This window comes from Pontibacter saemangeumensis, assembly GCF_039541895.1.
Taxonomy (GTDB): domain Bacteria; phylum Bacteroidota; class Bacteroidia; order Cytophagales; family Hymenobacteraceae; genus Pontibacter; species Pontibacter saemangeumensis.
In genome coordinates this window covers 92,372-119,047 of sequence record NZ_BAABHC010000001.1, presented here as the reverse complement: position 1 = coordinate 119,047, position 26,676 = coordinate 92,372, and the positions used below count along the sequence as shown (strand labels likewise).

Sequence of the window (26,676 nt, the reverse complement as noted above, 5' to 3'; positions counted from 1 at the left end):
GAGGAGATAGCGTGCTTAGGCCTCCTTGGCTTCCCGGTAGTGGCTCGTCTTCAGTTCGTCTTTCAGGAACTTGGCGGTATAACCCTTGCCTGCCGCCGCCACCTGCTCGGGTGTGCCCGTGGCCACAATGCTGCCGCCACCTTCCCCGCCCTCCGGGCCGATGTCGATGATGTGGTCTGCCACCTTGATCATGTCCAGGTTATGCTCGATGATGAGGACAGTGTTGCCCTTGTTGGTGAGCTTGTGCAGCACGTCCGTCAGGTGCTCAATGTCCTGGAAGTGAAGGCCGGTAGTCGGTTCGTCCAGTATATAGAGCGTCTGGCCTGTATCTTTCTTTGATAACTCCGTCGCCAGTTTCACGCGCTGCGCCTCGCCACCCGACAGGGTCGTGGCCTGCTGGCCCAGGGTGATATAGCCCAGGCCCACCTCGTTCAGCGTCTGTATCCGGCGCAGGATGCGTGGCTGGCTGTCGAAAAAGTCCACGGCCTGCTCCACGGTCATATCCAGCACATCGGTAATAGACTTGCCCTTGAAGCGCACCTCCAGGGTTTCGCGGTTATAGCGCTTGCCTTTGCACACCTCGCACGGCACATATACGTCCGGAAGAAAGTTCATCTCGATGGTGCGCATACCGGCTCCCTCGCAGGCTTCGCAGCGCCCGCCCTTCACGTTAAACGAGAAGCGGCCGGGCGAGTAGCCCCTGATCTTCGCCTCCGGCAGCTGCGCAAACAGGGTGCGGATGTCGGTGAACACGCCGGTATAGGTGGCGGGGTTGGAGCGCGGCGTGCGGCCGATCGGCGACTGGTCCACCTCAATCACTTTATCTATATGCTCCAGCCCTTCGATTTTCTTGTAGGGAAGCGGCTCGCGCTTGGCACGGAAAAAGTGCGTGTTCAGGATCGGGTACAGCGTGTCGTGTATCAGCGACGACTTGCCGCTGCCCGATACGCCCGTCACGCAGATCATCTTGCCCAGCGGCAGCTCCAGCGTCACGTTTTTCAGGTTATGGCCGGTGGCCCCCTTTAATTTCAGTACCTCCCCGGTGCCGGGACGCTTGGCGCGCGGCACGGCAATGCCCCGGCGGTTGCTCAGGAAATCGGCGGTGGTGGTGCCGGCCTGCATCATCTGCTCCGGCGTGCCCGCTGTTACCACCTGGCCGCCGTGGATGCCCGCGCCCGGGCCGATGTCCACCACATAGTCTGCCTGCATGATCATATCCTTGTCGTGCTCCACCACGATGATGGAGTTCCCCAGGTCGCGGAGGTCTTTCAGGGCGTTGATCAGGCGCTCGTTGTCGCGCTGGTGCAGGCCGATGCTCGGCTCATCCATGATATATAGAACACCCACCAGCTGCGTGCCGATCTGGGTGGCCAGCCGGATGCGCTGGCTCTCGCCGCCGGACAGCGTGCGCACGGGGCGGTGCAGGCTCAGGTAATCCAGGCCCACGTCCAGCAGGAAGCCGATGCGCTTCCGGATTTCCTTCAGCAGCTCGCGGGCTATCACGTTCTGGCGCTCGTTCATCCTGTCTTCCAGCCCTTCGAACCAGGCAGCCAGCTTGGTTATGTCCAGCACGGAAAGCTCCCCGATGTTTTTGCCGTCAATCTTAAAGTGCAGCGACTCCTTTTTGAGGCGGTAGCCATTGCACTCAGGGCAAACAGTGGTTTGGGTAAAGTCCTCTATCCAGGTGCGGATGTTATCCGAGTCGGATTCCATCTGCCCTTTCAGGAAGTGGATGATGCCCTCAAACTCCACCACGTAGTTGCCTTTCTTGGTTCTTACCTCCAGGTCCTCCTCCAGGCCATATAAAAGTATATGCAGCAGTTCTTCGGGCAGGTCTTTGATGGGCGTGGATACGGAGGCTTTAAAATGCTTGAACAGCGCCTCGATCTGCTTGAAGATCCAGATGTCGCGGTACTCGCCCAGCGGCGCGATGCCCCCCCGGCGGATGCTCAGGCTCTTGTCCGGAATCACCGTCTCCTCGGTTATCTCCTGTATCTCCCCTAAACCATTGCAGGTAGGGCAGGCGCCGTAAGGCGAGTTAAACGAGAAAGAGTTCGGGGCCGGGTCGTCGTAGGCGATGCCGGTGGCCGGGTCCATGAGGTGGCGGGAGTAGAAATTCGTCTGGTTCGTGTCGGCGTCCAGTGTCAGCACGGTGCCTTTGCCGTGCGTCAGGGCGTTCTGGATAGAGCCTGAGAGCCGGAAGCGGTCCTCCTCTTTCACCACGATCTTATCCACCACGATCTCGATGTCGTGGATCTTGTAGCGGTCTACCTGCATCTTCGGCGTGATCTCCACCAACTCACCGTCCACGCGGGCGCGGATAAAGCCCATCTTGCGGATCTGCTGGAACAGCTCGCGGTAGTGGCCCTTGCGGCCTTTCACCACCGGGGCCAGCACCACCAGGCGCTTGTCGCGGAAGTTTTCCAGGATATGGCTTACGATCTGGTCGTCGCTCTGGCGCACCATCTTGTCGCCGCTCACGTAGCTGAACGCCTCGGCCGTGCGCGCCCACAGCAGGCGCATGAAGTCATATATCTCCGTAATGGTGCCCACCGTGGAGCGCGGGTTGCGGCTCGTGGTCTTCTGCTCGATGGAGATCACCGGCGAGAGGCCCTCGATCTTGTCCACGTCCGGGCGCTCCAGGCCGCCCATAAACGAGCGGGCGTAGGCTGAGAAGGTTTCCATATAGCGTCGCTGCCCCTCGGCATAGATGGTGTCGAAGGCCAGCGAGGACTTGCCTGAGCCGCTAATGCCGGTAAACACCACCAGCTTGTAGCGCGGCAGCTTGATGGAAATGTTCTTCAGGTTATGTTCGCGGGCACCGTATACCTCAATCTGCTGGGCTTCCCCATTCTGGGAGAATGCAGGGGCGGTGTCCGTCGTAATTTCTTGCGCTTGGTTAAAAGCCATTCAGGAATGCTTGATTTTAAGTAGCAAAGGTACAAAATTATCAGCGCTTTGCAGCCGCCAAGCACCAACCACTCTTAACAGCAGAAAGCAGCATTTGGTTTAGCCCGGGGCAGGATTGATCAGGCTGTTTTAGTCGATGTTGCCGTACCGGGATGTTTCCTTTTCGTGGAGCTCAGCGTGCTGGTGGCTGGTGTGTGTGTAGTCCGCCTGTTGCTGCTTTATTAGCTTTTGTTTCTGAAAGTACCTGTAGAAGCTATAGATAGCCATGCCCAGGCCTATGGGCATCAGCAGGATTCCCATTACTTCCATGTATATGTGACTGGATAGTTTGATGGCGGCAAAGCCACCGGCTATCACAGCGATGGCCGTGCGCAGGTAGGCCATTAACGTGCGCTCACTCGCGAAAATGGTGCGCTGTATGGCCATCTGGTCACGTATCTCTGTATTCTTCTGCTCCTGGTGCTTTAGCTTCTTCCTAAGCTTTTTTATCTCTTCTTTTTCCGAATCCGGCATGGTTCTTTTTTGTGAAATATACGGCTAAAGCAAGGATTGTGATGGGGCCGTTTCAGGTTCAGTGATTTTCCCGGTTACTGCCATGAAAGCGAAGCGCCTCAGGGAAGGATATAACAGAAGCTGCAGGTTCCCGCCTTTCGTAAAGACAATCAGAAGGCGGTCCCGGAACTTCATGGTTCATGCCTTGCCTTCCATTTCATCATTGCTGTAGTGCTTTTTGCTGGCGTGGGACTTTTCGTGCTCATGGCTGGTCGGGCAGTAGTCGTGGTGGTGGCTTTCGATAAGTCGCTGCTTTTGGCGGTACCTGACAAAGCTGTAGATGGCCAATATGATGCCGATGGGAATCAGGATCACTCCGATAACCTCCAGGTACAAATCATCTGAGAACTTAACCGCCACAAATCCTCCAACCGTCACCGTCATGGCCGTGCGCAGGTAGGCCATCAGGGTGCGCTCGTTTGCGAAGATGGTGCGCTGCTCCGCCATATGGTCCCGGATTTCGGCATTCTTCTTTTCCTGTACCTTGAGCTTTTTCTTTAGCTTCTTAATCTTTTCTTTGTCAGGGTCGAGCATAGCACTTCCTTTACAAAGATATACGCATGATTTGGGGCAGGGTGTAAGGCGATCGGCCCGGGGAACTGCCTTTTCGGCCCGCTCCGTGCCCCGGTCGGTAGCACGGGAGCCGGTTCTCATCCTCACATGATCGGCTTAACCGGGCGGCCGCGGTCAGCGTGGCGGGGCTGGTTCTTTTTTCTCCTGGGCGGCTACCTCAGCATGCACCGGGCTGGTGGGGGTATAGGCCGTCGTGTGCTGCGTGATTGTTTCCTGCTTCTTCGTGAACCTGCGGTAGCCAAAGTACGCGATCCCCAGCCCGGCAGGGATGGCGATTACGCCTAAGCCCCTGTAGACGATGTCCTCAAAAAGCTTGATGAACGTAAGCCCCGCCAGCACCATCGCCATGGCCGTGCGCATATAGGCCAGGAAGGTGCGCTCGTTGGCAAGCTTCGTGCGTTCCATCGCCAGGCTGTCGCCGATCTCGATGTTCTGCTTTTCCTGTACCTTCAGCTCCTGCTTTACGGTCTTGCTGGCCTTTCTGGAAAGTATTGCTCTGATGCTCATGCAAAATTGTACGCAAGGCAGCCGGGAAAGGTGAGCAACGGGTAGGGAGGTGTGAAGGAGCGTGCATGGCTGAAATACAAAGAGAGGAAGCCCCGCATATGGCTTCCTCTCTTTATGCAGTTATATATACCGGTGCTAAATGGCTTAGAAGTTCGGGGACAGCAGGTACTTGCTGTAGAAGTCGTCAATGATCTTGACTGCCTCGGAGGCATCGTCCACGATATGCACCAGGTCCAGGTCGGCGGGGCTGATGTTGCTCTCCTCGTGCAGCATCACGCTCTCGATCCACTGGAACAGGCCCTCCCAGTAAGAGCGGCCCACCAGCACAATCGGGAAAGCGCCGATTTTCTTTGTCTGGATCAGGGTAATGGCCTCAAACAGTTCATCCAGCGTGCCAAAGCCTCCCGGCATGCCGATAAAGCCCTGCGCGTATTTCACGAACATCACCTTGCGCACAAAGAAGTAGTCGAAGTTGATGAGCTTGTCGGAGTCGATGTAAATGTTATTGAACTGCTCGAAGGGCAGCTGTATGTTCAGGCCCACAGACTTGCCCCCCTCAGAGTGGGCGCCCTTGTTGCCGGCCTCCATGATGCCCGGGCCACCGCCCGTGATCACGCCGTAGCCGTGGCGCACCAGTTTGGCGGCGATCTCCTCGGCCATCTGGTAATACTTGTGGGTGCTTTTGGTGCGGGCCGAGCCGAAGATAGAGACACAGGGGCCTATCTTGGACAGCTTCTCGAAGCCCTCCACAAACTCAGACATCACCTTGAATATCTGCCAGGAGTCGGCAATCTTTATCTCGTTCCAGTCTTTGTCTACAAACGCCTGGCGTATTTTCCTGTCCTCCGCCGAGGCGGGGGCCGCCGTGGACTCCCCGCTTTCGCGCAGGTCCGTAATCGAGGTGGCTTTGTTCTTGTTCACATCCGGGTTCAGGATGGTCTGGCCGCTGCCGGAGTTCACTGTTTCTTCGTGCAGCTTGGTTTTACTTGTTTTTCTAAGTTTCGTCATTTTTCGTCGTCATCTTCCGGAGCCTCAGGCTCCCGGCCACCTGACAGGCAGGTGTGCATCATCACAAAAATTAAGCCCCGGCCACGCAGGTCGGTGAGGAGGCGCTGCAAAACCAGGGGTGTAAAAGTATTTATTTAGATCGGATAGCAATCACAGGGTCTAAGTTGGAGGCCAGCACTGCCGGGATGATACCGGAGAGCATCCCTATGACGGCCGATACGCCGAGGCCGAGTATAATGTTGCCCAACGACAGCCCCACTGCCATGATGTCCTGGGGGATGAGCGTGAGCAGGAACACCAGCAGGATGCCGATGCCGCCGCCTAACAGGCTCAGGAACACCGACTCGAACAGGAACTGGAACAGGATAAAGTAGTTTTTTGCCCCCAGCGATTTCTGGATGCCGATGATGTTGGTGCGCTCCTTCACCGACACAAACATGATGTTGGCGATGCCGAAGCCGCCCACCAGAATGGCGAATCCGCCGATCACCCAGCCCGCCAGGCCCACCACTTCAAAAAAACTGCCGATGGCCTGCGTGGCCATCTCCGGGCGGTTCAGGGCAAAGCTGTCCTCGTCGCGGGGGCGCAGGCCCCTGATGTTGCGCATCAGGCCGCGCACCTCGTACTCCAGTTCCAGCAGGCCCGGGTCGTCCTCGCGGCCCTTGGCGGCGATGGTGGAGCCCAGCCCGTCAGGCCCCACATCAAACATCTTGGCGAAGGACCCATACGGCACGATGCCCATCTGGTCGAAATTGGGCATGCCGAACATGTTTTCGCCCTGCTTCTCGATCACGCCGATGACGGTGAATTTCTGGCCGGCCACCTTCAGTTCCTGCCCAATGGGGTCGGTCTGCGGGTACAGCGTGGTGGCCACTTCATCGCCGATCAGCATGACGTTGCGGGCGGCCTCCACCTCCTGCGGCACAAAGTAACGGCCCTGCACAATCGGAATCTCAGACACTTTGTTGTAGTCAAACGTTACCCCCATCAGGTTGGCCTCGGAGTAGCTGTTATTGCGGTGTTTGAACGTGTTGTCGCCCTTGTCCGCAAAAATAGCGACCCCGTTGCTCATAGTAATGCGGCGCTCCAGTTGGCGAAACTCGCGCATGCTGGGCTCCGGGCGCTGGAAATACTTCCACCAGGGGTAGTTGCCACCAAAAGCCCAGGGCCACTTCTGCACATAGATCACCTTGTCGCCGATAAAGCTCATGCTGTCGCGCACGTTCCGCTCCAGCGAGTCGACGAGTGTGAACACGGAGATGATGGCGAAGATGCCGATGGTGACGCCAAGCAGCGACAGGAACGTGCGCAGCATGTTTGCCCGCAGCGCCTGCCACGCAAAACGGAAACTTTCTGCTACGAGCCGCAGGTATATCATAGTTTTGTTCTATATGGAGGTTGAATCATGCAGAAGTAATTTCTTTAAAAGTAAGAATAATTCGGGCAAACTGAGTAAATTTGCGGTTTGATTTTTTGGTTTCTTCAAAACAGATGTTTATGAACTACAGCAGGTGATTTGCCTGTTGTACGAGCAGAAGCCAAACACATTAAATACCGTAATATTTAATATATGAAATTATCCGAATTCAAATTCGACCTTCCCGAGGAGTTCTTAGCCACCCACCCCACCGAAAACCGCGATGAGTCCCGCATGATGGTGGTGCACCGCGATACCGGCAAAATAGAGCACCGGGTTTTCAAAGATATCCTGGAGTACTTCGACGATGGCGACGTGATGGTGGTGAACGACACCAAAGTGTTCCCTGCCCGCCTGTATGGCAACAAAGAGAAAACAGGCGCCAAGATTGAAGTGTTTTTGCTGCGCGAACTGAACAAAGATATCCACCTGTGGGACGTGCTGGTGGACCCGGCACGCAAAATCCGTGTAGGAAACAAACTGTATTTCGGCGATAGTGACCTGGTAGCCGAGGTCATCGATAATACCACCTCCCGAGGCCGCACCATCAAGTTCCTGTTCGACGGCTCTGACGAGGAGTTTTACAAGACCATCAACGATCTGGGCGAGACGCCGCTCCCAAAGTATATCAAGCGGGAGGCGGAGCCCGAGGACCGGGAGCGCTACCAGACGGTATATGCCAAAAACGTGGGCGCTGTGGCTGCCCCTACCGCCGGCCTTCACTTCACGAAAGAGGTGCTGAAGCGCCTCGAGATCAAAGGCGTGGACGTGGCGCCCCTGACGCTGCACGTGGGCCTGGGCACCTTCCGGCCGGTGGACGTGGAAGACCTGACCAAGCACAAAACGGATTCTGAGAACTTCAGGGTGCCGGCCGAGACGGCAGAAATGGTAAACAAGGCGCTGGATAACAAGAAGCGCGTGTGCGCCATCGGTACCACCACCATGCGTGCGCTGGAGTCTTCGGTGTCGGCCAACAACCGCCTGAAAGCAAACGAAGGCTGGACAGACCGCTTTATCTTTCCGCCATACGAGTTTAAGATAGCCAACTGCCTGATCACCAACTTCCATATGCCGGAAAGCACGCTGCTGATGATGGCGGCAGCCTTCGGCGGGTATGACCTGATCATGAAAGCATATGAGGAGGCCGTAAAGGAAAAGTACCGCTTCTTCAGCTACGGCGACGTCATGCTGATTCTGTAGCCTGGTTCGAAACTTTCACATAGCCATATATAAAACGCCTCCTGCCATTTCGGCGGGCGGCGTTTTTGTTTTAAGCCCACTGTGGGGCAATGGATATAATGGCCGTGGTTTGCCCGTTATATACCCTGATCTATATATAAGCACCAGAGCGGCACTCGGAACTCGCGCCTCAAACAGTTATCTTTGCGGCTATGGCGCAACTCCCTGAATACGCGATTATAGTGGCGGGCGGCTCCGGCAGCCGCATGCAGCAGGCGCTTCCGAAGCAGTTTGCCGAGGTGGCCGGCAAACCGATCCTGATGCACACCATCGAGCGGTTTCATAGATATAACCCGGAGGTGCGCCTGATCGTGGTGCTGCCCCAACTGCAACTTACCGTATGGCGTGCGCTGTGCCAGAAACATGGCTTCAACCTGTCGCATCGAACGGTGGCAGGGGGCGCTACGCGGTTCGGCTCGGTGAAGAACGGACTGAAGGAAGTGCAGGGGGAGGCGCTGGTGGCCGTGCACGACGGTGTCAGGCCTTTTGTGGAAACGGGTACGATCAAAGCCGCTTTCGGGGCGGCCGCCCTATATGGCAGCGCGGTGGTGGCCGTGTCGCCGAAAGACTCTATCCGGGAGCTGACGCAGGAGGGAAGCCGTGCGGTGCCCCGGGCCAATTACAGACTCGTGCAAACGCCGCAGTGTTTCCGGGCAAGTATTCTCCGGCGGGCGTATGAGCAGCCGGAGCAGGAGTGCTTCACCGACGATGCCTCCGTGGTGGAGCAGTTGGGCGAGAAGGTGGCGCTGGTAGAGGGAAGCTACCGCAACATCAAAATTACCACGCCAGAGGACCTCGTTTTGGCAGAGGCTTTCGCCCGGGAGATGTCAAATCAGGGGTAAAGGCCTATATGGGGTGAGGGAAATCCTCCAGACGCTCGCAGGAGCGGCGCACGCTGCTAGGCTTTTGAGAAGAGTTATATATAAAGTTTACTTAGAGATATATAACTGGAGCTTAATAAACAGTGGTACTGAAACATCAGCCTGTCGAACAGTAACTTACATTCCCCGCCTAGGATAAGGAGGGGTAGGGGTGGTTTGACCCGGTAAGTGAGGTATCTCAACCAAATAGAATTACTCTTTTCAACCCAAAGACCTCGCAGTGTGCGCCGCTCCTGCGAGCGTCTGGCTACATCTTCTTATATATACCCCGGCTTATACCAGATCATATATACTTCCTTCCATAGCTACAGTATAATTGCCACTCCCCTTTAATTCAACAGGATGAAGCCATATATGGAAGAAGGTTTATGCGACTTGATATTACAGCACCGGCTGCCGCCCCGCCTCCAGGAACGCCTGGTTTGCCTGCACGGTTTCCGGCGAAATCTTTTCAAGTGCCGGCGCAGGTTTGGAAAGGTTGAGGAGGTAGCCCTGCAGCGGGGGCAGGTTCTGCAGGTCGTGCGTGATGCAGAGAACCGTTTTGTCGTGCTGCAGCACCCATTGTTGCAGCAGCTGAAACACCTTGTTCTTGTAATACACGTCCAGTTGCTGCGTGGGCTCGTCCAGCAGGCTGATGCGGGCATCCTGCAGCATCAGCTGTGCCAGCCACACCAGTTGCTGCTCGCCGCCGGAGAGGGTGGTGAAGTCATGGCCGAGGAGGTGAGAGAGCTGCAACTGCTCCAGGGTCTTGGCGGCCAGTGCGTAATCAGCAGCGTTGTAGTTCTCAAAGAAGCGTTTTTTCCGGAAAAGGCCCATCACCACGAGGTCGTGCACTTTAATCGGGAAAGTAACGGTGTTTTTCTGGGGGAGGTAAGAGAGCGTGCCCTGCTCTGCGGGATGGTGGAGCCGCTTCAGGTCCTGCCCCTGCACCAGCAGTTGCCCCTGGTAGGGGATTTTTTGCTGAAAGGCCCGGAAGAGCGTGGTTTTGCCGGCACCGTTGTGCCCGATAATGGCCACAAAGGCCGGGGCCGGTACAGAAAAAGAAAGGTTGCGGATTAGGACGCGCTGTCCGTAACCCGCAACCAGATTTTTTGCTTCAATGATCAAATTCTAAATTGATTAGAAACGCAAAATTAGAAATGAAGGGTATGCTTTCTATAGGTCATTTCTAATTTCTAACTCATAATTTCTAACGCTGCTTAGTACTCGTCTTCGTTGAACATGAAATCCTCTTTGGTAGGATAATCAGGCCAGATCTCTTCGATGTTTTCGTATGGCTGACCGTCGTCCTCCAGGGCCTGCAGGTTCTCTACAACCTCCATGGGTGCACCTGAGCGGATTGAAAAGTCGATAAGCTCATCTTTCGTGGCTGGCCAAGGTGCGTCCTCCAGGTATGATGCTAATTCAAGTGTCCAGTACATAGTATTTTCTCCTTTAAAATATTGGCTTTTTGAAATGGGTTTGCAAAAGTATGAATAAAAACAAAAACAAAAATTTTTCAGAAAAATTAATTGCTTTTTTTGTTTGTTTTTACCAACACAACGCAGATAAACTGCAAATGTTCAAAAAGTGCGGATTATTTTTTACCCTTTTCGGGGATATAAGACAGGAGCCGCAGGAGGTGCAGGGATGGCGCGAATCGCGATAAAAAACGGCACCTGTCGCGTCTGCAGCAGGTGCCGTTGTGGGAAATTTTACAGGCAGGCAGCCGAAGCTGAGCCATATATGGGCTTGGGGGGAAGTAAGGGCCAGGCTATATATAAGCCGAACCAGAGCAGGCCCCGAGCCCTGCGCAGGGGTGCCGGATCTTACACGCCTACCGGCTGATGGCGCTCAGCTGGTTCCGGAACATTTCGATCATGTCTGTCTTGGTGCCGATCTTGCGGTTGAAGTTGCGGATTTTGCCCTGCAGCATGCTGCGGAAGGCGTCGTTGCCGGGGGCATCGCTTAGCTTGCCCAGGTTATCCTGCAGCAACTCCAGCTCGTTCTTGTCGGATTTTATAAAGTCCCGGAGCGCGTTGATGCGGGCCTGCAGGTCGTCGGTCTCGGAGTACGTCTCGTTGGCCGCCTGCTGGCGCTTGCGGATGTAATGCTCCAGGCTGCTCATCTCAAACACGCGGTCGCAGGCTTTGATGAAGCGCTCCCAGATCATATCCGACACCTCCGGGCTCACGGGGCCTACTTTCTTCCACTCCGCCTGCAGCTCTTTTGCCCGCTTCACCGCGTCGCTCAGGCTGTGCTGCTGCAGCAACTGCTCGCCCTCCTCCACCAGTTCTTTCTTGCGCTCGAAGTTGGCTTCGTAGTACTTGCCGCGCGACTCGTTTTTCTCGTTGTTGATCTTCTGCTTCAGGCGCTCGAAAAAGTGGTTGTGGGCCTTCCGGAAGTCGGTCCACATCCTGGTCATGGTCTTGCGGGGCAGAGTGCCGCCCACCTCTTTCCACTGGTTCTGCAGCTGCTTCAGCTTGGCGGTGGTCACTTCCCAGTCCTCGGAGTTCTGCAGGGCCACCGACTGCGTGATCAGGTCGCGGTATTTGTCGTAGATGCGGTTCTGCATCTTCTTCTTGTCCTCGAAGAAGTTTTTCTTCCGCTCAAAGAAGTTTTCCACAGCCGCCCGGAAGCGCTCCTCGATCTCTTCGGTCAGTTCTTTCTCCACGGGCCCTGTCTTGATCCAGGTGCTGCGCAGGTCTTTCAGTTTATCCGTTGTCTCCTGCCACTCAATGCTGTCGCTCAGGGCCTCGGCCTCCTGGATCAGGGCTATTTTAGAGGTGAGGTTCTTCTCCCGGTTCTGCTTGATGGTTTCGTTTATCGATGCCTCCGCCCCGGTGAGGGTATGGTAGAGCTTCTCAAAATCACCCAAAGCGTCATAGTTCCCTACCTGCTCTTTCATGTGCAGCACCTTCATCAGGAAAGAGCCTTTGTTCTCAGATGCCTCAATGCGGCCCAGCAGGTCGTTCACCTTGTCCCGGAACATCTCATACCGCTTGGCAAAGTACACCAGCGAGTCATCCTCAGACTCTTTCACGTCACCTACCTGGCGCGCAGGGTAGTTCATAAAGGGTTTCAGCCACACTTGCTGCTCCTGAATAAAGCCATACAGTCTGGCTTCTTCCAATAGGTCGTTGTTTTCCATTTTACTGGATAGGGTTATGGGTCGAAAAATAGGGCTGGTCGGCTTGCCGAACTAACCCTTGCATAAACAGGTCATCTTGCGGCGCGTGTCTTGGCTTTTCAGCATCAGGAACAGCGCCATGTGTATACTCTGGTGCTAAGATAAGTAAGAACTTACGCTACCCAATGCAGTATTTTTACAAGTTTAAGGATTTCAACCAATTTTGCGAAGTGCATATGCATGAATTTTTACGATATTTGTAATTCTTTACAGAATAAGAATCAAGCGGATAGGATAAGGAGAGGGGCAAGGGTCTGAATACCGCTTTCTTAGAATAATATTAGCAAAACACTATTTATTACAGCATGAGTAACGAAACCATAATCTTCTCGATGGCCGGGGTAAGCAAAATCTACCCGCCAAAGAAACAAGTGCTTAAGAATATTTACCTGTCGTTTTTCTACGGCGCCAAGATCGGGGTGCTGGGCCTGAACGGCTCCGGTAAGTCGAGCCTGCTTAAGATCATCGCCGGCGTGGACAAAGAGTTCCAGGGCGAAGTGGTGTGGTCGCCGGGCTACACGGTGGGCTACCTGGAGCAGGAGCCGCAGCTGGACCCAACCAAAACGGTGCGCGAAGTGGTGGAAGAAGGCGTGAGCGAAGTGGTGGCACTGCTGCGCGAGTTCGACGAGATCAACATGAAGTTTGCCGAGGAAATGACCGACGATGCGATGAACAAGCTCATCGAGCGGCAGGGCGAGGTGCAGGAGAAACTGGACCAGCTGAACGCCTGGGAGCTGGACAACCGCCTGGAGCGCGCCATGGACGCACTGCGCACGCCGCCGGAGGACGCCATCGTCGGCAACCTGTCGGGCGGGGAGAAGCGCCGCGTGGCCCTGTGCCGCCTGCTGCTGCAGGAGCCGGACGTGCTGCTGCTGGACGAGCCCACCAACCACCTCGACGCCGAGTCGGTGGACTGGCTGGAGCAGCACCTGCAGCAGTACAAAGGCACCGTGATCGCCGTCACCCACGACCGCTACTTCCTCGACAACGTGGCCGGCTGGATCCTGGAACTGGACCGCGGCGAGGGCATTCCGTGGAAAGGCAACTACAGCAGCTGGTTGGAGCAGAAGTCGAACCGACTGGCTGCCGAAGAGAAGACTGAGAGCAAGCGCCAGAAAACGCTGCAGCGCGAGCTGGAGTGGGTGAAAATGGCGCCGAAGGCGCGCCACGCCAAGTCAAAGGCACGCCTCAGCCAGTACGATAAGCTGGTGGGAGAGGAGGCTTCCAAGAAAGAAGAGAAACTGGAGCTCTTTATCCCGGACGGCCCGCGCCTGGGTGCCCAGGTAATTGAGGTGAACCACGTGAGCAAAGCCTACGGCGATAAGCTCCTGTTCGAGGATCTGAACTTCGCGCTGCCGCAGGGTGGCATTGTCGGCATCATCGGGCCGAACGGTGCGGGTAAAACGACTTTGTTCAAGCTGATCACGGGCCAGGAGAAGCCGGATGCCGGTGACTTTACCGTGGGCTCTACCGTGCAGATTTCTTACGTAGACCAGGAGCACACGCAGCTGGAGCCGAATAAGTCGGTGTTCGAGGTGATCTCGGGCGGGACAGAGCATATGATGATGGCCGGCCGCCAGGTGGTGTCGCGGGCTTATGTGAGCAAGTTTAACTTCTCGGGCGGCGACCAGGAGAAGAAAGTGGATAAGCTGTCGGGCGGCGAGCGCAACCGCGTGCACTTGGCCATGACGCTGAAAGAAGGCGGCAACCTGCTGCTGCTCGATGAGCCGACCAACGACCTGGACGTAAATGCGATCCGGGCGCTGGAGGACGCGCTGGAGAACTTCGCCGGCTGCGCCGTGATTATCTCCCACGACCGCTGGTTCCTCGACCGCATCTGCACCCATATCCTCGCTTTTGAGGGCGACTCGCAGGTGTACTGGTTCGAGGGGAACTACTCGGAATACGAAGAGAACAAGAAGAAGCGCCTGGGCGATGCCGAGCCTAAACGCATCCGTTACAAGAAGCTGGTTTAGCAGAAGCAGCAGGCACATACAGCGGGCTTGTTCCCGTGCAGGCAGAAGAGCCGCTCCCATAACGGGGGCGGCTCTTCTGCCTATATAGCGACGGCCGCAGATAGGATAGGTTGTGTTATGGAATTATAATATGTTTATATATAACATTATTTAGTGCAAAAATCATAATGGGCTGAAAGGATATAAAATGCCTTTTTTTAGGGGTGAAATCTTAACAAAAGTACCATCGGTATCGTAAATAAATACAATGACAGCCAAAGGTAAATAAGTGTTTTCTAACTTAATGGGTGTCAATTATGAAAAAAATCTACTCGAACAGCGACGTTGTCGCTTACTGGTTAATTGCGGGCTATTTCACAGCTGTGGGCACGCTTGCTTTGATCGTATCGTAAAATTTTAGTCCAACATGTAAGGTAAAAGGCCACACTGTTTCGTGCGGCCTTTTTGTTTGCCCTGGTATATAGGCCTCTCCTGTGCTGCACCGGGGCGTCACTTTACTTTTACAAACTTCAACTCACTGAAATGGAAGTCCGGGTTGTCGGAGTCCAGGCGCATCCCGGCTATTCCTCCGTCTTCGCCAACCAGGAAGCGAACATTGGTAGGGTGCAGCAGGGCATAATCATTTTTCCAGTCCAGGCTGAAGATGTCGTGCCGCCAAGGGTGTAGAGTGCCGCTGAGCGTCGGGGCAGGCACCAACTGGAATTGCAGCTTGCCGTCTTTCAGGGCAACGGTGGCGTCGCCATATAGGGGGCTGCTGTACGTGCCGGCATAGGCGGCCAGGTCCATGGCTGGTTTTTGCCTGCGGTGTTTTTCCTCCTTTGGCGCGCGGGCCGCGGATGCCTTCTCCGCTTTCTCGGCATCCAGCTTAAACCGGCTCCAGTCGCGGCCGTTCGTGATCCCAAGAAACTGATCGACAGTATAGCTGGCAAGCGGGGCCATGATGCTGCTCATGCTGTTGGTCAGGATCACGATGCCCAGGTTCTCCTCGGGCACCAGCACCGTGCGGCTGTTCATGCCTTCGTGGCCACCGCCGTGGTACACCAGTCTGCGGCCCTCGTAATCGCTCAGGAACCAGCCCAGGCCCGCCCCGGTAAAATGCGTGGAGGGGTTTTCCGCTGCTGCCTGCTTCGATACGGGGAAAGGGTTGTGCACCGTCCACATGTTGCGGCTGGCTTCCTCGCTGAAAATCCGCTTGCCCTCATACGTGCCATGATGCAGCTGCAGGCGCATCCACTGGGCCTGCTGGGTTACGCTGGTGAAGATACCGGCAGCCGGGTTCCAGCTGTCCCAGGCGGTGAGGGTGGTGGCGTAGGGCTTTCCCTTCTCATCAAAACCATGTGGGGAGGCCACATTGTGTACGCCTTTCAGGTCGTTGACGGACGTGTAGGTGCGGTTCATGCCGAGCGGCTGCAGAAACGTCTCTTTTATATATCCCTCCCACGTTTCGCCTGTCACGTTTTCGATCACCTCGCCTGCCGTGATAAACATCAGGTTGGAGTAGCCGTAGCCGTCGCGGAAGCCGTAGGTGGGCTCGAGGTAGCGCATGCGCCGGATGATCTCTTCGCGGCTGTAGGTGGTGTTGTACCACAGCAGATCCCCGCTGAAGGTCTGGTAACCGACCCGGTGGCAGAGCAGGTCTTCGATGGTGAGGTTTTCTGTGACGAAGGGGGAGTAGAGCTGCAGGTACGGCACGTATTGCTGCACTTTGTCCTTCCATCCGATTTTGCCGGCATCCACGAGCGTGGCCAGCGCCGCTGCCGTGTAGGCTTTGGAATTGGAGGCGATCCCGAACAGGGTGTTGGCATCTACCTTGCCGCCAGTTTTGTTGTTGAGCACGCCGTAGCCCCGGGCAAAAATAACGGAGTCGTTGTGTACGATGGCGATGGCCATGCCCGGCACGTCCCAGTCCTGCAGCGCCTGCTGGTAATAGGCGTCCAGTTTTTGGAGATCGGCGGGCGCTTTGGCCTGCGCCCAGGCCTGTGGCAGCACCAGCAACAGCAGGAGCAGCAGGCGGAGTTTTTTGTGGGTGTTGCGGATGTGATGCATCGGGTGGTTATCAGGAAGAATAAAGAAGCAAGATAATAAATTTCGGTTGCCCTTGCCGCAGGGCGCTGTGGGGCAGGGACAAATGTTGCCGCTCTTTTGTATCTTGCCCCATGCCAGCAGGGCCTTTGCCGTCGGGGTTTCGGCTTTCGGCAGTGAAGGAAACCGGGCGTGTTTATCCGCCATTATATATAACCCATCCGCAAACCATGCCTGTTCTCTACCTGAAGCACCACAACATAGACCGGACGCAGTGGGACGCCGTGGTGGAGCAGTCGCGGCAGCGGCAGGTGTATGCCATGTCGTGGTACCTGGATGTGGTGGCGCCGGACTGGGACGCGGTGGTGGCGCTGGACGCCTCGGGTGTATATATAACCGTGATGCCGGTGCCGTGGCGGAGCAAGCTGGGCATCCGCTACATACAGCAGCCTTTGTTCTGCCAGCAGCTGGGGATATATAGCCTGGCCAAAACCATCCCAGAAGCCACCTATATAGCCTTTGTGCAGGAGCTGTACCGGCGCTTCCGCTACGTGGCCAGCTACAACTTTAACACAGGCAACCAGCTGCCCGCCATACTGCCGCCCGCGATAAAATCGAATCAGACGCTCACCTTGTACCTGTCGCTCGAGAAGGATTACGGCCAGCTTTACCAAGGCTATACCCGCGACCGGAAAATGAACCTGAAGCGCGCGCAGAAGGCGGGCCTGACCCTGGAGGAGAGCGGGGATATAGAGCCGATCATCCAATTCTTCAGGGAGGAAACAGCGGAGCGTATCTATGGCGGCGTGGCAGCGAAAGCCTATGCCCTGCTGCGGCAATTGTACCAGGTGCTGCAGGAGAAAGGGGTGGCCAGGCTGTACTATACCACCGATAGCCAGGGACGCAAAAACAGCGGCTGCCTGTTTATTGTGTGGGGCGGGCATATCGTTTATATCTTCAACGCCGCACCGCAGCACGGGCGCAAGCAGAACGGGCGCACCCTGCTCATCGACCATCTGATCCGGGAGTATGCGGGGCAGGAGATGGTGTTTGACTTCGAGAGCCCGGATGCAAAGGAGCCGGATATCCTGCATTTCTACCAGAGCTTCGGGCCGGAGGCGAAACCGATTCCCGCACTGCAGTATAACCAGCTGCCAAAAGGGGTCAGGTTTATCCGGGAGGCGCGGATGCGGCTGGTCCGGAAGCTGAGAGGGCTTGCTTAAGGGTTGCCTTCTTCGCGTGGTTTGTGCTGGCCTGCCTCATACTCTTTTTTCTCCATCTCCAGGCGTTGCTGTTCCTGTGCTGTAAGCGCTTTCGGAAACGTGCGCAGGTCGGGCTGGCCGGCATCTACCCAGGCCGTGTACCAGTAGCTGGCAGTCGCCTGTATGGCCAGCCGCATCTGCCGCTCCACCTGCCCGCTCAGCTTTCGGCTATATGCCTCGGAGAAGGCGCGGGAGTACACGCGGGTGGTCAGGTTGTTACGTACTTCATAAGAATATTTCTTCTCCTCGTCAAACTCCTGCGTCAGCTCCTTTTCAAAGTAAAGCACTGAGTCGAGGGCGGTGTGCGCGCTGGCTACCAGGTCCCAGGCCCGGAGCTGCGGCTGCTCGATGTACAGGGCCTGGCCCACAAAAAAGTCGTACTCGCTGGAGAAGAGCTCCGGCAGGCGCGTTTCCCAGAACGCATGGATGCCGCGCTGGCCCGTCAGCTGGCCATTGTAGTTTTGGGTGGTATGCAGGGGCACGCAGGCGTCGGCTACGTAATGGCCCATTTCGGTGCTGAGGCGCAGGATACGGTCCAGGTCCCGCTCTTTGAACGCCTGCGTCAACTGGAACTTCATCAGGCTGATGTGCCAGGGCACGATGCCGTACGCCTGCAGGGTGTCTTCGGAGTATAGCGCCACAGCCTCCGGCCAGAAGCGGGGCATCTTGTACAGGGCGCTGTCGCCATATATGTCCAGGTCGATGTAATGCCGGGCGGCCTCCCACTCCACGGCGTAGCGGCGGCGGTCGGGGTTCACGGCGTTTTCGGTGATGTAGCGGATGTGCTTTTTGTAGAACCCAATCATCTCGGGCGGCAGCGTGAACACCGCCAGCCGGTTGATGCGCTGGTGCGCGAAGAAGCCCCAAGCATAGCCGTGGATTGGCAGGAGCAAGGTTAGCAGCAGCAGGATGAGTTGGGTTCTTCGCACCATATCTGCCGGTGTACGGAGGCTTACAGGTAATTGGTGTTTTTATGTTGTTCTTTCTATATAGTATATTCGGCAGTTCAGTTACGGTTATCTGTCAGAATCGACATAAAACCGTATGTTTATTCATGCTATCTACAAGTTGTGGTGCATTTGAATTAATAAATTAAAAAGGAAATTGAAGAGACTAATACCGATACTAACCTTCATTCTATTTCTTGTAGGGCTTCTAATCTTTTTTGGGACTATCTGGTTCGGTATTGGTCTTTACACCCTTCTGTTAACAGGCGCAACCCTGGCGGGTTTTATAGTATCACTCTCTGACAGAAAAACAGGATGGACTATAATCTTCGCCACCACTATAGGTTGGCTTCTGCGTTATTTCGAGCATGCCAGCTACTTGATTCTTTACGACCTCCAAAATATTGGGCGTTGGGTTTTGGTATTGATACCACTTTTGTTGTCTCTCTTCTTATTCACTCTAATATATAAAGAATGGCAAGAAGGGGTTGGGAAGCCATTTAGAGTTGGCTTTATCATTTTGTCTGTTCTGGCTCTGTTTACAGTCGGAATGGGTTCCTTTATATGGAAACCCCATACAGACGAGTTTAACTGTTGGTACTACTTTGACAAGAATAGCAATGACTTCAAAGTAACTTTTTCAGTTACTCCCGACTTGACCATTGAAGCCGTAAGTAACTCTGAAGAATTAGAAGCCTTTATAAAGGAAAATGGAATAAGGGACAGGTATAGACCAGGGATTTACTGTCCAGAAACTAAAGTCAAGATTGTCACAAGCTTTAAGAAAGTAGTTTCTGTTGAAATCTTAGGTTTTCGGAATACTGAAATTGACAAAGTATTCCGCTTAGACAACCCGATTGAAATCGACCTAAGCTCAATAAAAGGAGAAAAGCAGATTTTACAACCTGAATTTGACTTGGGAGATTAGAAGAAAAACGAACCACAACACGGCACATAAACCAAGCTTCGGCTACGCCTTGCTCGCATTATGTACTAACCGTTAGCTGTGATTTTAAGAATAAAAAATGACTTCACCTTTATGGACATAAGAGCATGGTTGGTAATAATTTTGGTGGTCATGTTATATGGGTGCAATAATACCAATGCTCCGCAAAATCTATCTCCATTAATTGATAGCATATCCTTCGAGGAAGTTGGTGATACTATAGCGTGTCGTAGAGGGATTGAAGATGCAGTAAAGGATTATCAGGCAGGGGAGCTGGGGCTATACTTTTATGGCTTGCCAAATCCAGAGTTCAACACAAGGGTACGGCTGATGATAGAAGAATATGGCTTAAAGCTCAAAGGTGGTGGTGACATTGTTGAACCAGCAGGGAAGTGCTACAATAAGGTGATGTATGAACTGATAGAGCAAAAGTATGGAAAGAACGCTTTTGAGCGGATAGATACGAAGGTGGACAGCCTGTATAAGTTAGGTTTGGGGGACAGAGATGTAAAGTTCAAAGGTGGGGATGAAGGATTAATGAAATACATCTACTGCAGCCTGGCTGACAGCTTGTTGAAAGAAGATAGTGAAGCACCCTTAGTTGTAATCTCATTAGTCATAGATGAACAAGGTGAGATTGAGGAATCAGAAATACTTGTCAGAAGAAACATTTGGAAGGATGAAGCGCTGTATGATGAAAAGGTCGAGCAACTGGTAGAGAAGATGCCTCGTTGGATTCCAGCGTTTCAAAATAAGGCAGCAATAAAGCAGCGATATACTGTTCCAATAAAATTTAGTAGAAAGTCAAAGAAGAACAACTGTGGCTAACCCTGCACATGCTCCATACTCGGTTACACCTCGTTCACAGCATGTACTAATCCGTTAGGCTTCATTTCAAAAAATATAATTTCAATCCTTTTTAGTGTTAAACTTAATACTTACTTTTGGCGTTAGTAACGCAGTAAGTAAGTATGATTATATCTTTCGGGTCAAAGGAAACTGAAAAAATCTGGAATGGAGAAAGAGTAGCGAAGCTGCCCATGGAAATCCAGACAATTGGCAGACGTAAATTAAGGATGCTTCATAACTCTCAAGATATTGCTGACCTTCGGATTCCTCCTTCCAATAGGTTAGAGAAGTTAGCTGGAAACCTGAAAGATTTCTACAGCATCAGGATAAACAGCCAATGGAGAATCGTCTTTCAATGGAATAACGGCCAGGCATCAGTAGTAGAAATTATTGATTACCACTAAGAAGAAATACAATGGAGCGACTACCTAATATTCATCCAGGAGAAATATTACAAGAAGAGTTTCTTGTTCCTCTAAACATCACAGCCTACAGGCTTTCAAAGGACATTGGAATACCGCAAACCAGGGTGTCTGAGATTGTAAAAGGGAACAGGCGCATCACAGCAGACACAGCTTTAAGGTTAAGTTACTACTTTGGCAATTCCCCTAAGTTCTGGCTCGGGCTCCAGGACGACTACGATTTGGAAGAAGAAATAACAAAAAAGCAACAAGAGTTGGAAACAATAAAGCGCTTTGATAAAAAAGTAGCCTGACCCAGTACTGCCTAAACCCTCGCTTTGCTTCGAGCTTAGGCAGTATGCACCATTATATATAGATTCAGATTAATATATAACAGCAACAAAAAACCGGGCCTGCCACAGCACTTGCGGCAGGCCCGGTTATATATAGGCTTACGGATAACCTACCTTCTCTTCGCAAGCGCCGGGAACTTCATTTTGTAGTCAGCGTCCACCTCACCTTTGGAAATCTTCGCCAGCTTGCTTTTAATCAGGCGCTTCTTCAGGCCGTTCAGGTGGTCCGTGAACAGGATGCCCTCGATGTGGTCGTACTCGTGCTGAATAACGCGGGCGGTCATGCCGTCGTAGCTGTCTTCGTGCTCGTTCCACTCCTCGTCGAAGTAGTGGATCACGATGCGCTCGGGGCGGTACACCACTTCGCGCACGCCCGGGATGCTCAGGCAGCCTTCCTCAAAGCCCCACTCTTCGCCGTCTTCGGCCACAATCTCCGGGTTGATGAACGCTTTCTTCACGCCCTTGCCCTTGTCCTCGTCGTCCATCATCGGCTCCGAGTCGATCACGAACAGGCGGATGCTCTTGCTGATCTGGGGGGCGGCCAGCCCGACGCCGTGGGCGTGGTACATGGTCGTGAACATGTCATCCACGAGTTCCTTCAGGTCCGGGTAGTCCTGCGGAATATCCTGGGCTTCTTCTTTTAAAACTGGATCGCCGTAAGCGGTAATCGGATAAATCATATAAATCTGCTTTCTAAATACGACTGTAAAATAATGGCGGCGCTCACCCGGTCAACAGTTGCCTTGTCCTGGCGGGCTTTCTTCTTCAGGCCGCCGGCCAGCATGGCGGCGCTGGCCATTTTAGAGGTGAAGCGCTCGTCCACGGTGTGCACCGGCACCGCGGGGAACTCCTTCTGCAGCTTGCGCACAAAGCCCACCACGTGCTGGGTCGCCTGCGTGTCCTCCCCCGAGAGGCGGCGCGGCATGCCCACCACCAGGGCGTCCACCGGCTCGCGCTGCACATAATCCTTTAGGTAGGATAACACATCTTTGGCGTGAACGGTTTCTAGCGGGTTGGCAATTAGCTGCAGCGGGTCTGTCACTGCCAGCCCCACGCGCTTTGTCCCGTAATCGATTGCCATTATCCTGCCCATGTGCCTGTTCTTAAACTGCAAAGGTAGGAATTTATATGGTTTGTTGTTGAGGCACGGGCGGCGGGGAGGCAAGTGCGGGTTTCCTGTCTGCAGACCCAGTATGCATAGCGGGGTTATATATAGAACCCGGTCTTTTGGCCGCTCAGGCTAAATCAGTTGGCGCGCCGGGCTGTTCACAAACAAGAAGAAGGGAGATTTAAATTATTTAGCTTCGGATTGTGTTATAAGCATAGTAAATGGGGCGATATGCTGCCAAAGGCCGCAACCTTCACAAATTTGTACTTGTATAAATATATTGGCCCCTCTGGATATTTACTAACTTGTAGCATCAGTTGCTGCGGTGTTTTTGTGGAGACAGGTACACGCACATTTTTTAAGCAAGATTATGAACAACACAGAGCACGGGGAGGAAAAGAAAAATATCCGGAACTCGCCATTTCAGATAAGGCTGCCACTGTTTATCGCACTGGCGCTGGCCGTGGGCGTGCTGATCGGGGCCAACACGTTTTCGCCCTCTTCCACTAACCCGCAGGGCACGGCCAAGAGCTACCTGAAATTCCGCGACATTCTCAGCTATATAGACCGCGACTACGTGGACACGGTGGATATAGAGGAGCTCTCCGACTACGCCATCACGAAAATGCTGGAGAAACTGGACCCGCACACCTCCTATATACCGGCAGACGAGCTGGCCATGGCGCGCTCTTACTTAGAGGGCGATTTCGAGGGCATCGGGGTGGAGTTCAACATCTTCAACGACACCATCTACGTGATTTCCCCGCTGAGCGGCGGCCCGTCTGAGGCGGCGGGCATACAGGCCGGCGACAAGATCATCGAAGTGGACGGCAAGAAGGTGGCTGGCGTCGGCATCAACAACGAGGGCGTTTTCAAGCACCTGCGCGGCCCGAAAGGCTCTAAGGTGAACCTCACCATCAAGCGGCAGGGCACCAAAAAACCGCTCTCTTTCACCTTGCAGCGCAGCAAAATCCCGACGCACTCCGTGGATGTGAGCTACATGGTGGACGAAAGGACGGGCTATATAAAAGTGAGCCGCTTCTCGGCCACCACCTACGACGAATTCAAGGAGGCCCTCACAGGCCTGAAGAAGAAAGGGCTGCAGCGCCTCATCCTGGACCTGCGCGGGAACCCCGGCGGCTATATGGACCACGCCATCCGGATGGCGGATGAGTTTATCTCCGGCGACAAGATGATCGTGTACACCGACGGCAAGGGGGACAAGTACGATTCCAAGACGTTTGCCCGCACCAAAGGCGATTTCGAAAACGGCCCGGTGATCGTGCTGCTGGACGAAGGCAGCGCGTCTGCGGCCGAAATCGTGGCCGGTGCCCTGCAGGACAACGACCGCGCCCTGATCGTGGGCCGCCGCTCGTTCGGCAAAGGCCTGGTGCAGATGCCGATCCCACTGAACGACGGCTCCGAGCTGCGCCTCACCATCTCGCGCTACTACACGCCGAGCGGCCGCTCTATCCAGAAACCCTATACCGCCGGGGCAGAGGAATATGAAATGGACATTTTGAACCGCTTCGAGAACGGCGAGTACTTTCACCCAGACAGCAGCCTCTTCGTGGATTCACTGAAGTACGAGACCCTGCGCGGCCGCACGGTATATGGCGGCGGCGGCATTATGCCGGATGTGTTCGTGGCGCGCGACACGATGGAGCTTTCCCCGTACCTGAGCCAGCTCTACAACAAGAACGTGATCCGGGAGTACACGCTGGAGTATTACCGCGGCCACCGCAAAGAACTGGAGAAGCTGTCGTTTGAGAAGTTCAACAAGAATTTCCAGGTGACGGATAAGATGCTGCAGGAAATCGTGCAGATGGCCAAGGCAGCCGGCGTGGAGTTCAAGCAGGAGGAATACGCCCGCTCCAAAGACCTGCTTCGCAACAACGTGAAGGCTTTTATCGCGCGCAGCATATATGGCAACAAAGGCTTCTTCCCGGTGCTGCACGAGTCGGATGAGGAATTCCAGGAGGCCCTGAAGCACTTTAACCAGGCCATGAGCATGGCGAAGGGCAAAGGGTAGGTGCCTGCTCGTTCGATGTGATTCTCCTCCTTCATCTAAAGAGGGTGGGATATTAAAACAAGCTTCAAGCCTGTGACTTGGAGCTTGTTTGAGGTTAGTTTGCAACTGCCGGAACTATACAGAGCGTCCCACGCCAGTTACAAACTGGCTTCATCTGTACTCCAAGTCACAGACTTGAAGCAGATAAATGTCTGTTTTAAGAATGATGGCTGTGAATTTGCACACGCTATCTGAACAACAACCCTATAGAGCACCACTGCATGGCGTACTATCATAAGTTAGGAGAGATCCCGCACAAGCGGCACACGCAGTTCCGACAGCCGGACGGCAGCCTCTACAAAGAGCAGCTGGTGGGCACGCTGGGCTTCAGTGGTGTTTCCTCGCTGCTGTACCACATCCACCCGCCCACCCAGATCAGCCGCATCGGCGAGGCAAGGCCCTATGCGCCAAAGAAGGCGGAAGGCGTTAAGCTGGCTCCCCACCACCTGCGCACCCTCCCCGTGGAGACCACCGGGCCGGACTACCTCGGCGCGCGCAAAACCATGCTCTTTAACAGCGACGTGGCCATCAGCATCTGCAATTCGTCGGAACGGGAGATGGGCTACTACTATAAAAACGCGCAGGCCGATGAGGTGGTGTTCGTGCACGAGGGCACCGGCGACCTGCTCACCCAGATGGGCCGCGTCCCCTTCAAGCCCGGCGATTACCTGGTGATCCCGCGCACCATCATCCATAAGTTCCGCTTTGATGCGGGGCAGGTGCGGCTGCTGGTCATCGAGTCGTTCAGCCCGGTGGAGACGCCACGCCGCTACCGCAACCATTTCGGGCAGCTGCTGGAGCACGCGCCGTTCTGCGAGCGCGACATGCGCCCGCCCGTGGAGCTGATCACGGAGACGGAGCGGGGCGAAAAGCTGGTGCAGATCAAGAAAGAAGGCGAGCTGCACCAGTTCTACTATGACTTCAGCCCGTTCGATGCCGTGGGCTGGGACGGCTATTTCTACCCCTACGCTTTTTCCATATATGATTTTGAGCCGATCACGGGCCGCATCCACCAGCCGCCGCCCGTGCACCAGACGTTTGAGGCGCACAACTTCGTGATCTGCTCGTTTGTGCCGCGCCTCTTCGATTACCACCCGCTGGCTATCCCGGCGCCCTACAACCACTCCAACGTGGACTCCGACGAGGTGCTGTATTACGTGGAGGGCAACTTCATGAGCCGCAAAGGCGTGGACATCGCCTCCTTCACCGTGCATCCGGGCGGCATCCCGCACGGCCCGCACCCGGGCACGGCAGAGGCCAGCATCGGCAAGAAAGGCACGGAGGAGTACGCCTTGATGATCGACACCTTCAAGCCCTTATATATAACCGAGGACGCTGTCCCCTATATGGACCACAACTACCCGATGAGCTGGAACGAGCACGGCAACGACACGACACATTAACCGGAAATTTGTACCTAAAATGCTTTGGTATTTGTAAATTTGCGTCAGGAAGCGCTGCTGAGATCGCTTTTTTCTGACGCAAATTGCATTTTTACCCTTTTACATTTTACACTTATTGTGATGAAGCATTTGTTTTTTGTTGCCGTTATGGTTTTTGCCTTTGTGGCAGCAGGTTGTGAAAAAGTAGATGACCTGCTCACATTTTACATCGAGGAAGAAGAAACCATCACGGTAGAGTCGCATTTCCCGGTGGGGGCGCTGGTACCGTTTACGCCGGTTACGGTAACCACCAACTCAGAAGAAACTTTTAAGAACAACAAAACGCGCGCGGAACTGGTAAAGGATGTAACACTGAACAGGTTGAACCTAAGCATCACAGATCCGGCGGGGGAAGACTTCGATTTCCTGAAGAAGATCGAGATTTATATATCCAGTGAAGGCAGGGACGAAGTGAAGATCGCGTACCTGGACGTGGTGCCGGCCAACGCCACCACCCTGAACCTGAAGTCGACCAACGCGGAGCTGGATGAGTTTATCAAAGGGGAGACGTACAACATCCGGACAAAGGCTGAGCTGGCCAAGCCTATCTCAGGGGATATAACCATTAAGGCAGATATGCGCTTTAAAGTAACAGCTGACCCGATATAACATGCAAACATTACCGATGAGGATTTCCGAGAAGAACAAGTTAGAGAAGATCATCATTGTGGGTGATCGTGTACTGATAAAGCCAAAGACCACCCGCGAGCAGACCAAGAGCGGCCTGTACCTGCCGCCGGGCGTGCAGGAGCGGGAGAAGGTGCAGGAGGGCTACATCATGAAGGTGGGCCCCGGCTACCCGATCCCGGCCGATTACGGGTTTGAGGACGAGAACTGGAGCGAGGAGGAGGAAGAGGTGCGCTATATACCGCTGCAGGCCAAAGAGGGCGACCTGGCCATCTACCTGCAGCGCGACGCGATTGAGATAAACTACCTGGGCGAGCGCTACTTCATCGTGCCACAGTCGGCGGTGCTGATGCTGGTGCGCGAAGAGGATCTGTAGGGAGAATCCCGCTGTTGGTTGGTAAAAGGGCCATGCTTAT

Annotated in this window: 25 protein-coding genes; 12 read left to right on the top strand and 13 right to left on the bottom strand. The window is 54.5% G+C overall.

From position 1 onward, the window contains the following. Positions 1 to 15: 15 nt before the first annotated feature. The 6 genes from uvrA to ABD920_RS00505 all read right to left on the bottom strand — a co-directional run bounded on the left by uvrA (position 16) and on the right by ABD920_RS00505 (position 6,928). On the bottom strand, positions 16 to 2,910 hold the full coding sequence (uvrA, locus tag ABD920_RS00530) for an excinuclease ABC subunit UvrA (RefSeq protein WP_345156173.1): 2,895 nt from the start codon (positions 2,908 to 2,910) through the stop codon (positions 16 to 18). Between the two features lie 129 nt (positions 2,911 to 3,039). Further along, the gene (locus tag ABD920_RS00525) at positions 3,040 to 3,423 is read right to left on the bottom strand and encodes a YidH family protein (RefSeq protein WP_345156172.1); all 384 of its coding nucleotides are present in this window, start codon (positions 3,421 to 3,423) and stop codon (positions 3,040 to 3,042) included. Between the two features lie 177 nt (positions 3,424 to 3,600). Next, positions 3,601 to 3,996 carry a YidH family protein gene (locus ABD920_RS00520; RefSeq protein WP_345156171.1) on the bottom strand — a complete coding sequence of 132 codons (396 nt, stop codon included), beginning with the start codon at positions 3,994 to 3,996 and terminating at the stop codon, positions 3,601 to 3,603. Between the two features lie 153 nt (positions 3,997 to 4,149). After that, positions 4,150 to 4,542 (bottom strand): DUF202 domain-containing protein, encoded by a 393-nt coding sequence (locus ABD920_RS00515; protein WP_345156170.1) that lies wholly within the window; start codon positions 4,540 to 4,542, stop codon positions 4,150 to 4,152. A gap of 144 nt (positions 4,543 to 4,686) precedes the next feature. After that, entirely contained in the window at positions 4,687 to 5,550 is an 864-nt protein-coding gene (locus ABD920_RS00510; RefSeq protein ID WP_345156169.1) for an LOG family protein, read from the bottom strand. A gap of 130 nt (positions 5,551 to 5,680) precedes the next feature. Continuing rightward, positions 5,681 to 6,928 carry an ABC transporter permease gene (locus tag ABD920_RS00505; RefSeq protein ID WP_345156168.1) on the bottom strand — a complete coding sequence of 416 codons (1,248 nt, stop codon included), beginning with the start codon at positions 6,926 to 6,928 and terminating at the stop codon, positions 5,681 to 5,683. 192 nt (positions 6,929 to 7,120) lie between these two features. Here ABD920_RS00505 and queA point away from each other — a divergent pair, with 192 nt between their 5' ends. Beyond that, complete coding sequence (queA, locus tag ABD920_RS00500) at positions 7,121 to 8,167, top strand: tRNA preQ1(34) S-adenosylmethionine ribosyltransferase-isomerase QueA (protein ID WP_345156167.1); 1,047 nt, start codon at positions 7,121 to 7,123, stop codon at positions 8,165 to 8,167. A 191-nt stretch (positions 8,168 to 8,358) separates the two neighbouring features. Beyond that, positions 8,359 to 9,048 carry a 2-C-methyl-D-erythritol 4-phosphate cytidylyltransferase gene (locus ABD920_RS00495; protein WP_345156166.1) on the top strand — a complete coding sequence of 230 codons (690 nt, stop codon included), beginning with the start codon at positions 8,359 to 8,361 and terminating at the stop codon, positions 9,046 to 9,048. Positions 9,049 to 9,468: 420 nt separating this feature from the next. On the opposite strand, the gene ABD920_RS00490 is transcribed toward ABD920_RS00495, so the two are convergent. The 3 genes from ABD920_RS00490 to ABD920_RS00480 all read right to left on the bottom strand — a co-directional run bounded on the left by ABD920_RS00490 (position 9,469) and on the right by ABD920_RS00480 (position 12,217). Continuing rightward, complete coding sequence (locus ABD920_RS00490) at positions 9,469 to 10,194, bottom strand: ABC transporter ATP-binding protein (RefSeq protein WP_345156165.1); 726 nt, start codon at positions 10,192 to 10,194, stop codon at positions 9,469 to 9,471. Between the two features lie 92 nt (positions 10,195 to 10,286). After that, a complete protein-coding gene (locus tag ABD920_RS00485) occupies positions 10,287 to 10,508 on the bottom strand; it encodes a DUF2795 domain-containing protein (protein WP_025608825.1) in 222 nt (73 codons plus the stop codon). A 395-nt stretch (positions 10,509 to 10,903) separates the two neighbouring features. Next, on the bottom strand, positions 10,904 to 12,217 hold the full coding sequence (locus ABD920_RS00480) for a DUF349 domain-containing protein (RefSeq protein WP_345156164.1): 1,314 nt from the start codon (positions 12,215 to 12,217) through the stop codon (positions 10,904 to 10,906). 344 nt (positions 12,218 to 12,561) lie between these two features. Here ABD920_RS00480 and ettA point away from each other — a divergent pair, with 344 nt between their 5' ends. After that, on the top strand, positions 12,562 to 14,232 hold the full coding sequence (ettA, locus tag ABD920_RS00475; RefSeq protein ID WP_345156163.1) for an energy-dependent translational throttle protein EttA: 1,671 nt from the start codon (positions 12,562 to 12,564) through the stop codon (positions 14,230 to 14,232). Between the two features lie 489 nt (positions 14,233 to 14,721). Here the strand turns inward: ettA and ABD920_RS00470 are convergent, their stop codons facing one another. Further along, the gene (locus ABD920_RS00470; RefSeq protein ID WP_345156162.1) at positions 14,722 to 16,461 is read right to left on the bottom strand and encodes a serine hydrolase; all 1,740 of its coding nucleotides are present in this window, start codon (positions 16,459 to 16,461) and stop codon (positions 14,722 to 14,724) included. Between the two features lie 23 nt (positions 16,462 to 16,484). On the opposite strand from ABD920_RS00470, the gene ABD920_RS00465 reads away from it, so the two are divergent. Continuing rightward, positions 16,485 to 17,477, top strand: a complete 993-nt coding sequence (locus ABD920_RS00465; protein ID WP_345156161.1) for a GNAT family N-acetyltransferase — start codon at positions 16,485 to 16,487, stop codon at positions 17,475 to 17,477. Here the strand turns inward: ABD920_RS00465 and ABD920_RS00460 are convergent. Further along, complete coding sequence (locus ABD920_RS00460; RefSeq protein WP_345156160.1) at positions 17,474 to 18,448, bottom strand: zinc dependent phospholipase C family protein; 975 nt, start codon at positions 18,446 to 18,448, stop codon at positions 17,474 to 17,476. The genes ABD920_RS00465 and ABD920_RS00460 overlap by 4 nt on opposite strands. A gap of 172 nt (positions 18,449 to 18,620) precedes the next feature. Here ABD920_RS00460 and ABD920_RS00455 point away from each other — a divergent pair, with 172 nt between their 5' ends. The 4 genes from ABD920_RS00455 to ABD920_RS00440 all read left to right on the top strand — a co-directional run bounded on the left by ABD920_RS00455 (position 18,621) and on the right by ABD920_RS00440 (position 20,973). Next, positions 18,621 to 19,391, top strand: coding sequence for a ligand-gated ion channel (locus ABD920_RS00455; RefSeq protein ID WP_345156159.1), 771 nt, complete (start codon positions 18,621 to 18,623; stop codon positions 19,389 to 19,391). Positions 19,392 to 19,502: 111 nt separating this feature from the next. Next, on the top strand, positions 19,503 to 20,237 hold the full coding sequence (locus tag ABD920_RS00450; RefSeq protein ID WP_345156158.1) for an energy transducer TonB family protein: 735 nt from the start codon (positions 19,503 to 19,505) through the stop codon (positions 20,235 to 20,237). 143 nt (positions 20,238 to 20,380) lie between these two features. Beyond that, positions 20,381 to 20,662, top strand: a complete 282-nt coding sequence (locus ABD920_RS00445; RefSeq protein WP_345156157.1) for a type II toxin-antitoxin system RelE/ParE family toxin — start codon at positions 20,381 to 20,383, stop codon at positions 20,660 to 20,662. Between the two features lie 11 nt (positions 20,663 to 20,673). Then, a complete protein-coding gene (locus ABD920_RS00440; protein ID WP_345156156.1) occupies positions 20,674 to 20,973 on the top strand; it encodes a HigA family addiction module antitoxin in 300 nt (99 codons plus the stop codon). 149 nt (positions 20,974 to 21,122) lie between these two features. On the opposite strand, the gene def is transcribed toward ABD920_RS00440, so the two are convergent. Together def and ruvX are read right to left on the bottom strand one after the other, a co-directional pair. Next, positions 21,123 to 21,692, bottom strand: a complete 570-nt coding sequence (def, locus tag ABD920_RS00435; protein ID WP_345156154.1) for a peptide deformylase — start codon at positions 21,690 to 21,692, stop codon at positions 21,123 to 21,125. Continuing rightward, on the bottom strand, positions 21,689 to 22,105 hold the full coding sequence (gene ruvX, locus ABD920_RS00430) for a Holliday junction resolvase RuvX (protein ID WP_345156153.1): 417 nt from the start codon (positions 22,103 to 22,105) through the stop codon (positions 21,689 to 21,691). The genes def and ruvX overlap by 4 nt, the downstream gene beginning before the upstream one ends. A gap of 385 nt (positions 22,106 to 22,490) precedes the next feature. On the opposite strand from ruvX, the gene ABD920_RS00425 reads away from it, so the two are divergent. The 4 genes from ABD920_RS00425 (at position 22,491) to ABD920_RS00410 (ending at position 26,636) form a co-directional block, all read left to right on the top strand. After that, the gene (locus tag ABD920_RS00425) at positions 22,491 to 24,152 is read left to right on the top strand and encodes a S41 family peptidase (RefSeq protein ID WP_345156152.1); all 1,662 of its coding nucleotides are present in this window, start codon (positions 22,491 to 22,493) and stop codon (positions 24,150 to 24,152) included. A gap of 260 nt (positions 24,153 to 24,412) precedes the next feature. Then, complete coding sequence (locus ABD920_RS00420; protein ID WP_345156151.1) at positions 24,413 to 25,594, top strand: homogentisate 1,2-dioxygenase; 1,182 nt, start codon at positions 24,413 to 24,415, stop codon at positions 25,592 to 25,594. A gap of 120 nt (positions 25,595 to 25,714) precedes the next feature. Beyond that, on the top strand, positions 25,715 to 26,242 hold the full coding sequence (locus tag ABD920_RS00415) for a hypothetical protein (protein ID WP_345156149.1): 528 nt from the start codon (positions 25,715 to 25,717) through the stop codon (positions 26,240 to 26,242). 1 nt (position 26,243) lies between these two features. Then, positions 26,244 to 26,636 carry a co-chaperone GroES gene (locus ABD920_RS00410; protein WP_345156148.1) on the top strand — a complete coding sequence of 131 codons (393 nt, stop codon included), beginning with the start codon at positions 26,244 to 26,246 and terminating at the stop codon, positions 26,634 to 26,636. Positions 26,637 to 26,676: the final 40 nt, after the last annotated feature.

Coding starts and splice junctions, on each gene's coding strand:
- uvrA (WP_345156173.1), bottom strand. CDS start 2,910: ATGGCTTTTAACCAAGCGCAAGAAATTACGACGGACACCGCCCCTGCA.
- ABD920_RS00525 (WP_345156172.1), bottom strand. CDS start 3,423: ATGCCGGATTCGGAAAAAGAAGAGATAAAAAAGCTTAGGAAGAAGCTA.
- ABD920_RS00520 (WP_345156171.1), bottom strand. CDS start 3,996: ATGCTCGACCCTGACAAAGAAAAGATTAAGAAGCTAAAGAAAAAGCTC.
- ABD920_RS00515 (WP_345156170.1), bottom strand. CDS start 4,542: ATGAGCATCAGAGCAATACTTTCCAGAAAGGCCAGCAAGACCGTAAAG.
- ABD920_RS00510 (WP_345156169.1), bottom strand. CDS start 5,550: ATGACGAAACTTAGAAAAACAAGTAAAACCAAGCTGCACGAAGAAACA.
- ABD920_RS00505 (WP_345156168.1), bottom strand. CDS start 6,928: ATGATATACCTGCGGCTCGTAGCAGAAAGTTTCCGTTTTGCGTGGCAG.
- queA (WP_345156167.1), top strand. CDS start 7,121: ATGAAATTATCCGAATTCAAATTCGACCTTCCCGAGGAGTTCTTAGCC.
- ABD920_RS00495 (WP_345156166.1), top strand. CDS start 8,359: ATGGCGCAACTCCCTGAATACGCGATTATAGTGGCGGGCGGCTCCGGC.
- ABD920_RS00485 (WP_025608825.1), bottom strand. CDS start 10,508: ATGTACTGGACACTTGAATTAGCATCATACCTGGAGGACGCACCTTGG.
- ABD920_RS00480 (WP_345156164.1), bottom strand. CDS start 12,217: ATGGAAAACAACGACCTATTGGAAGAAGCCAGACTGTATGGCTTTATT.
- ettA (WP_345156163.1), top strand. CDS start 12,562: ATGAGTAACGAAACCATAATCTTCTCGATGGCCGGGGTAAGCAAAATC.
- ABD920_RS00470 (WP_345156162.1), bottom strand. CDS start 16,461: ATGGCGGATAAACACGCCCGGTTTCCTTCACTGCCGAAAGCCGAAACC.
- ABD920_RS00465 (WP_345156161.1), top strand. CDS start 16,485: ATGCCTGTTCTCTACCTGAAGCACCACAACATAGACCGGACGCAGTGG.
- ABD920_RS00460 (WP_345156160.1), bottom strand. CDS start 18,448: ATGGTGCGAAGAACCCAACTCATCCTGCTGCTGCTAACCTTGCTCCTG.
- ABD920_RS00450 (WP_345156158.1), top strand. CDS start 19,503: ATGGACATAAGAGCATGGTTGGTAATAATTTTGGTGGTCATGTTATAT.
- ABD920_RS00445 (WP_345156157.1), top strand. CDS start 20,381: ATGATTATATCTTTCGGGTCAAAGGAAACTGAAAAAATCTGGAATGGA.
- ABD920_RS00440 (WP_345156156.1), top strand. CDS start 20,674: ATGGAGCGACTACCTAATATTCATCCAGGAGAAATATTACAAGAAGAG.
- def (WP_345156154.1), bottom strand. CDS start 21,692: ATGATTTATCCGATTACCGCTTACGGCGATCCAGTTTTAAAAGAAGAA.
- ruvX (WP_345156153.1), bottom strand. CDS start 22,105: ATGGGCAGGATAATGGCAATCGATTACGGGACAAAGCGCGTGGGGCTG.
- ABD920_RS00425 (WP_345156152.1), top strand. CDS start 22,491: ATGAACAACACAGAGCACGGGGAGGAAAAGAAAAATATCCGGAACTCG.
- ABD920_RS00420 (WP_345156151.1), top strand. CDS start 24,413: ATGGCGTACTATCATAAGTTAGGAGAGATCCCGCACAAGCGGCACACG.
- ABD920_RS00415 (WP_345156149.1), top strand. CDS start 25,715: ATGAAGCATTTGTTTTTTGTTGCCGTTATGGTTTTTGCCTTTGTGGCA.
- ABD920_RS00410 (WP_345156148.1), top strand. CDS start 26,244: ATGCAAACATTACCGATGAGGATTTCCGAGAAGAACAAGTTAGAGAAG.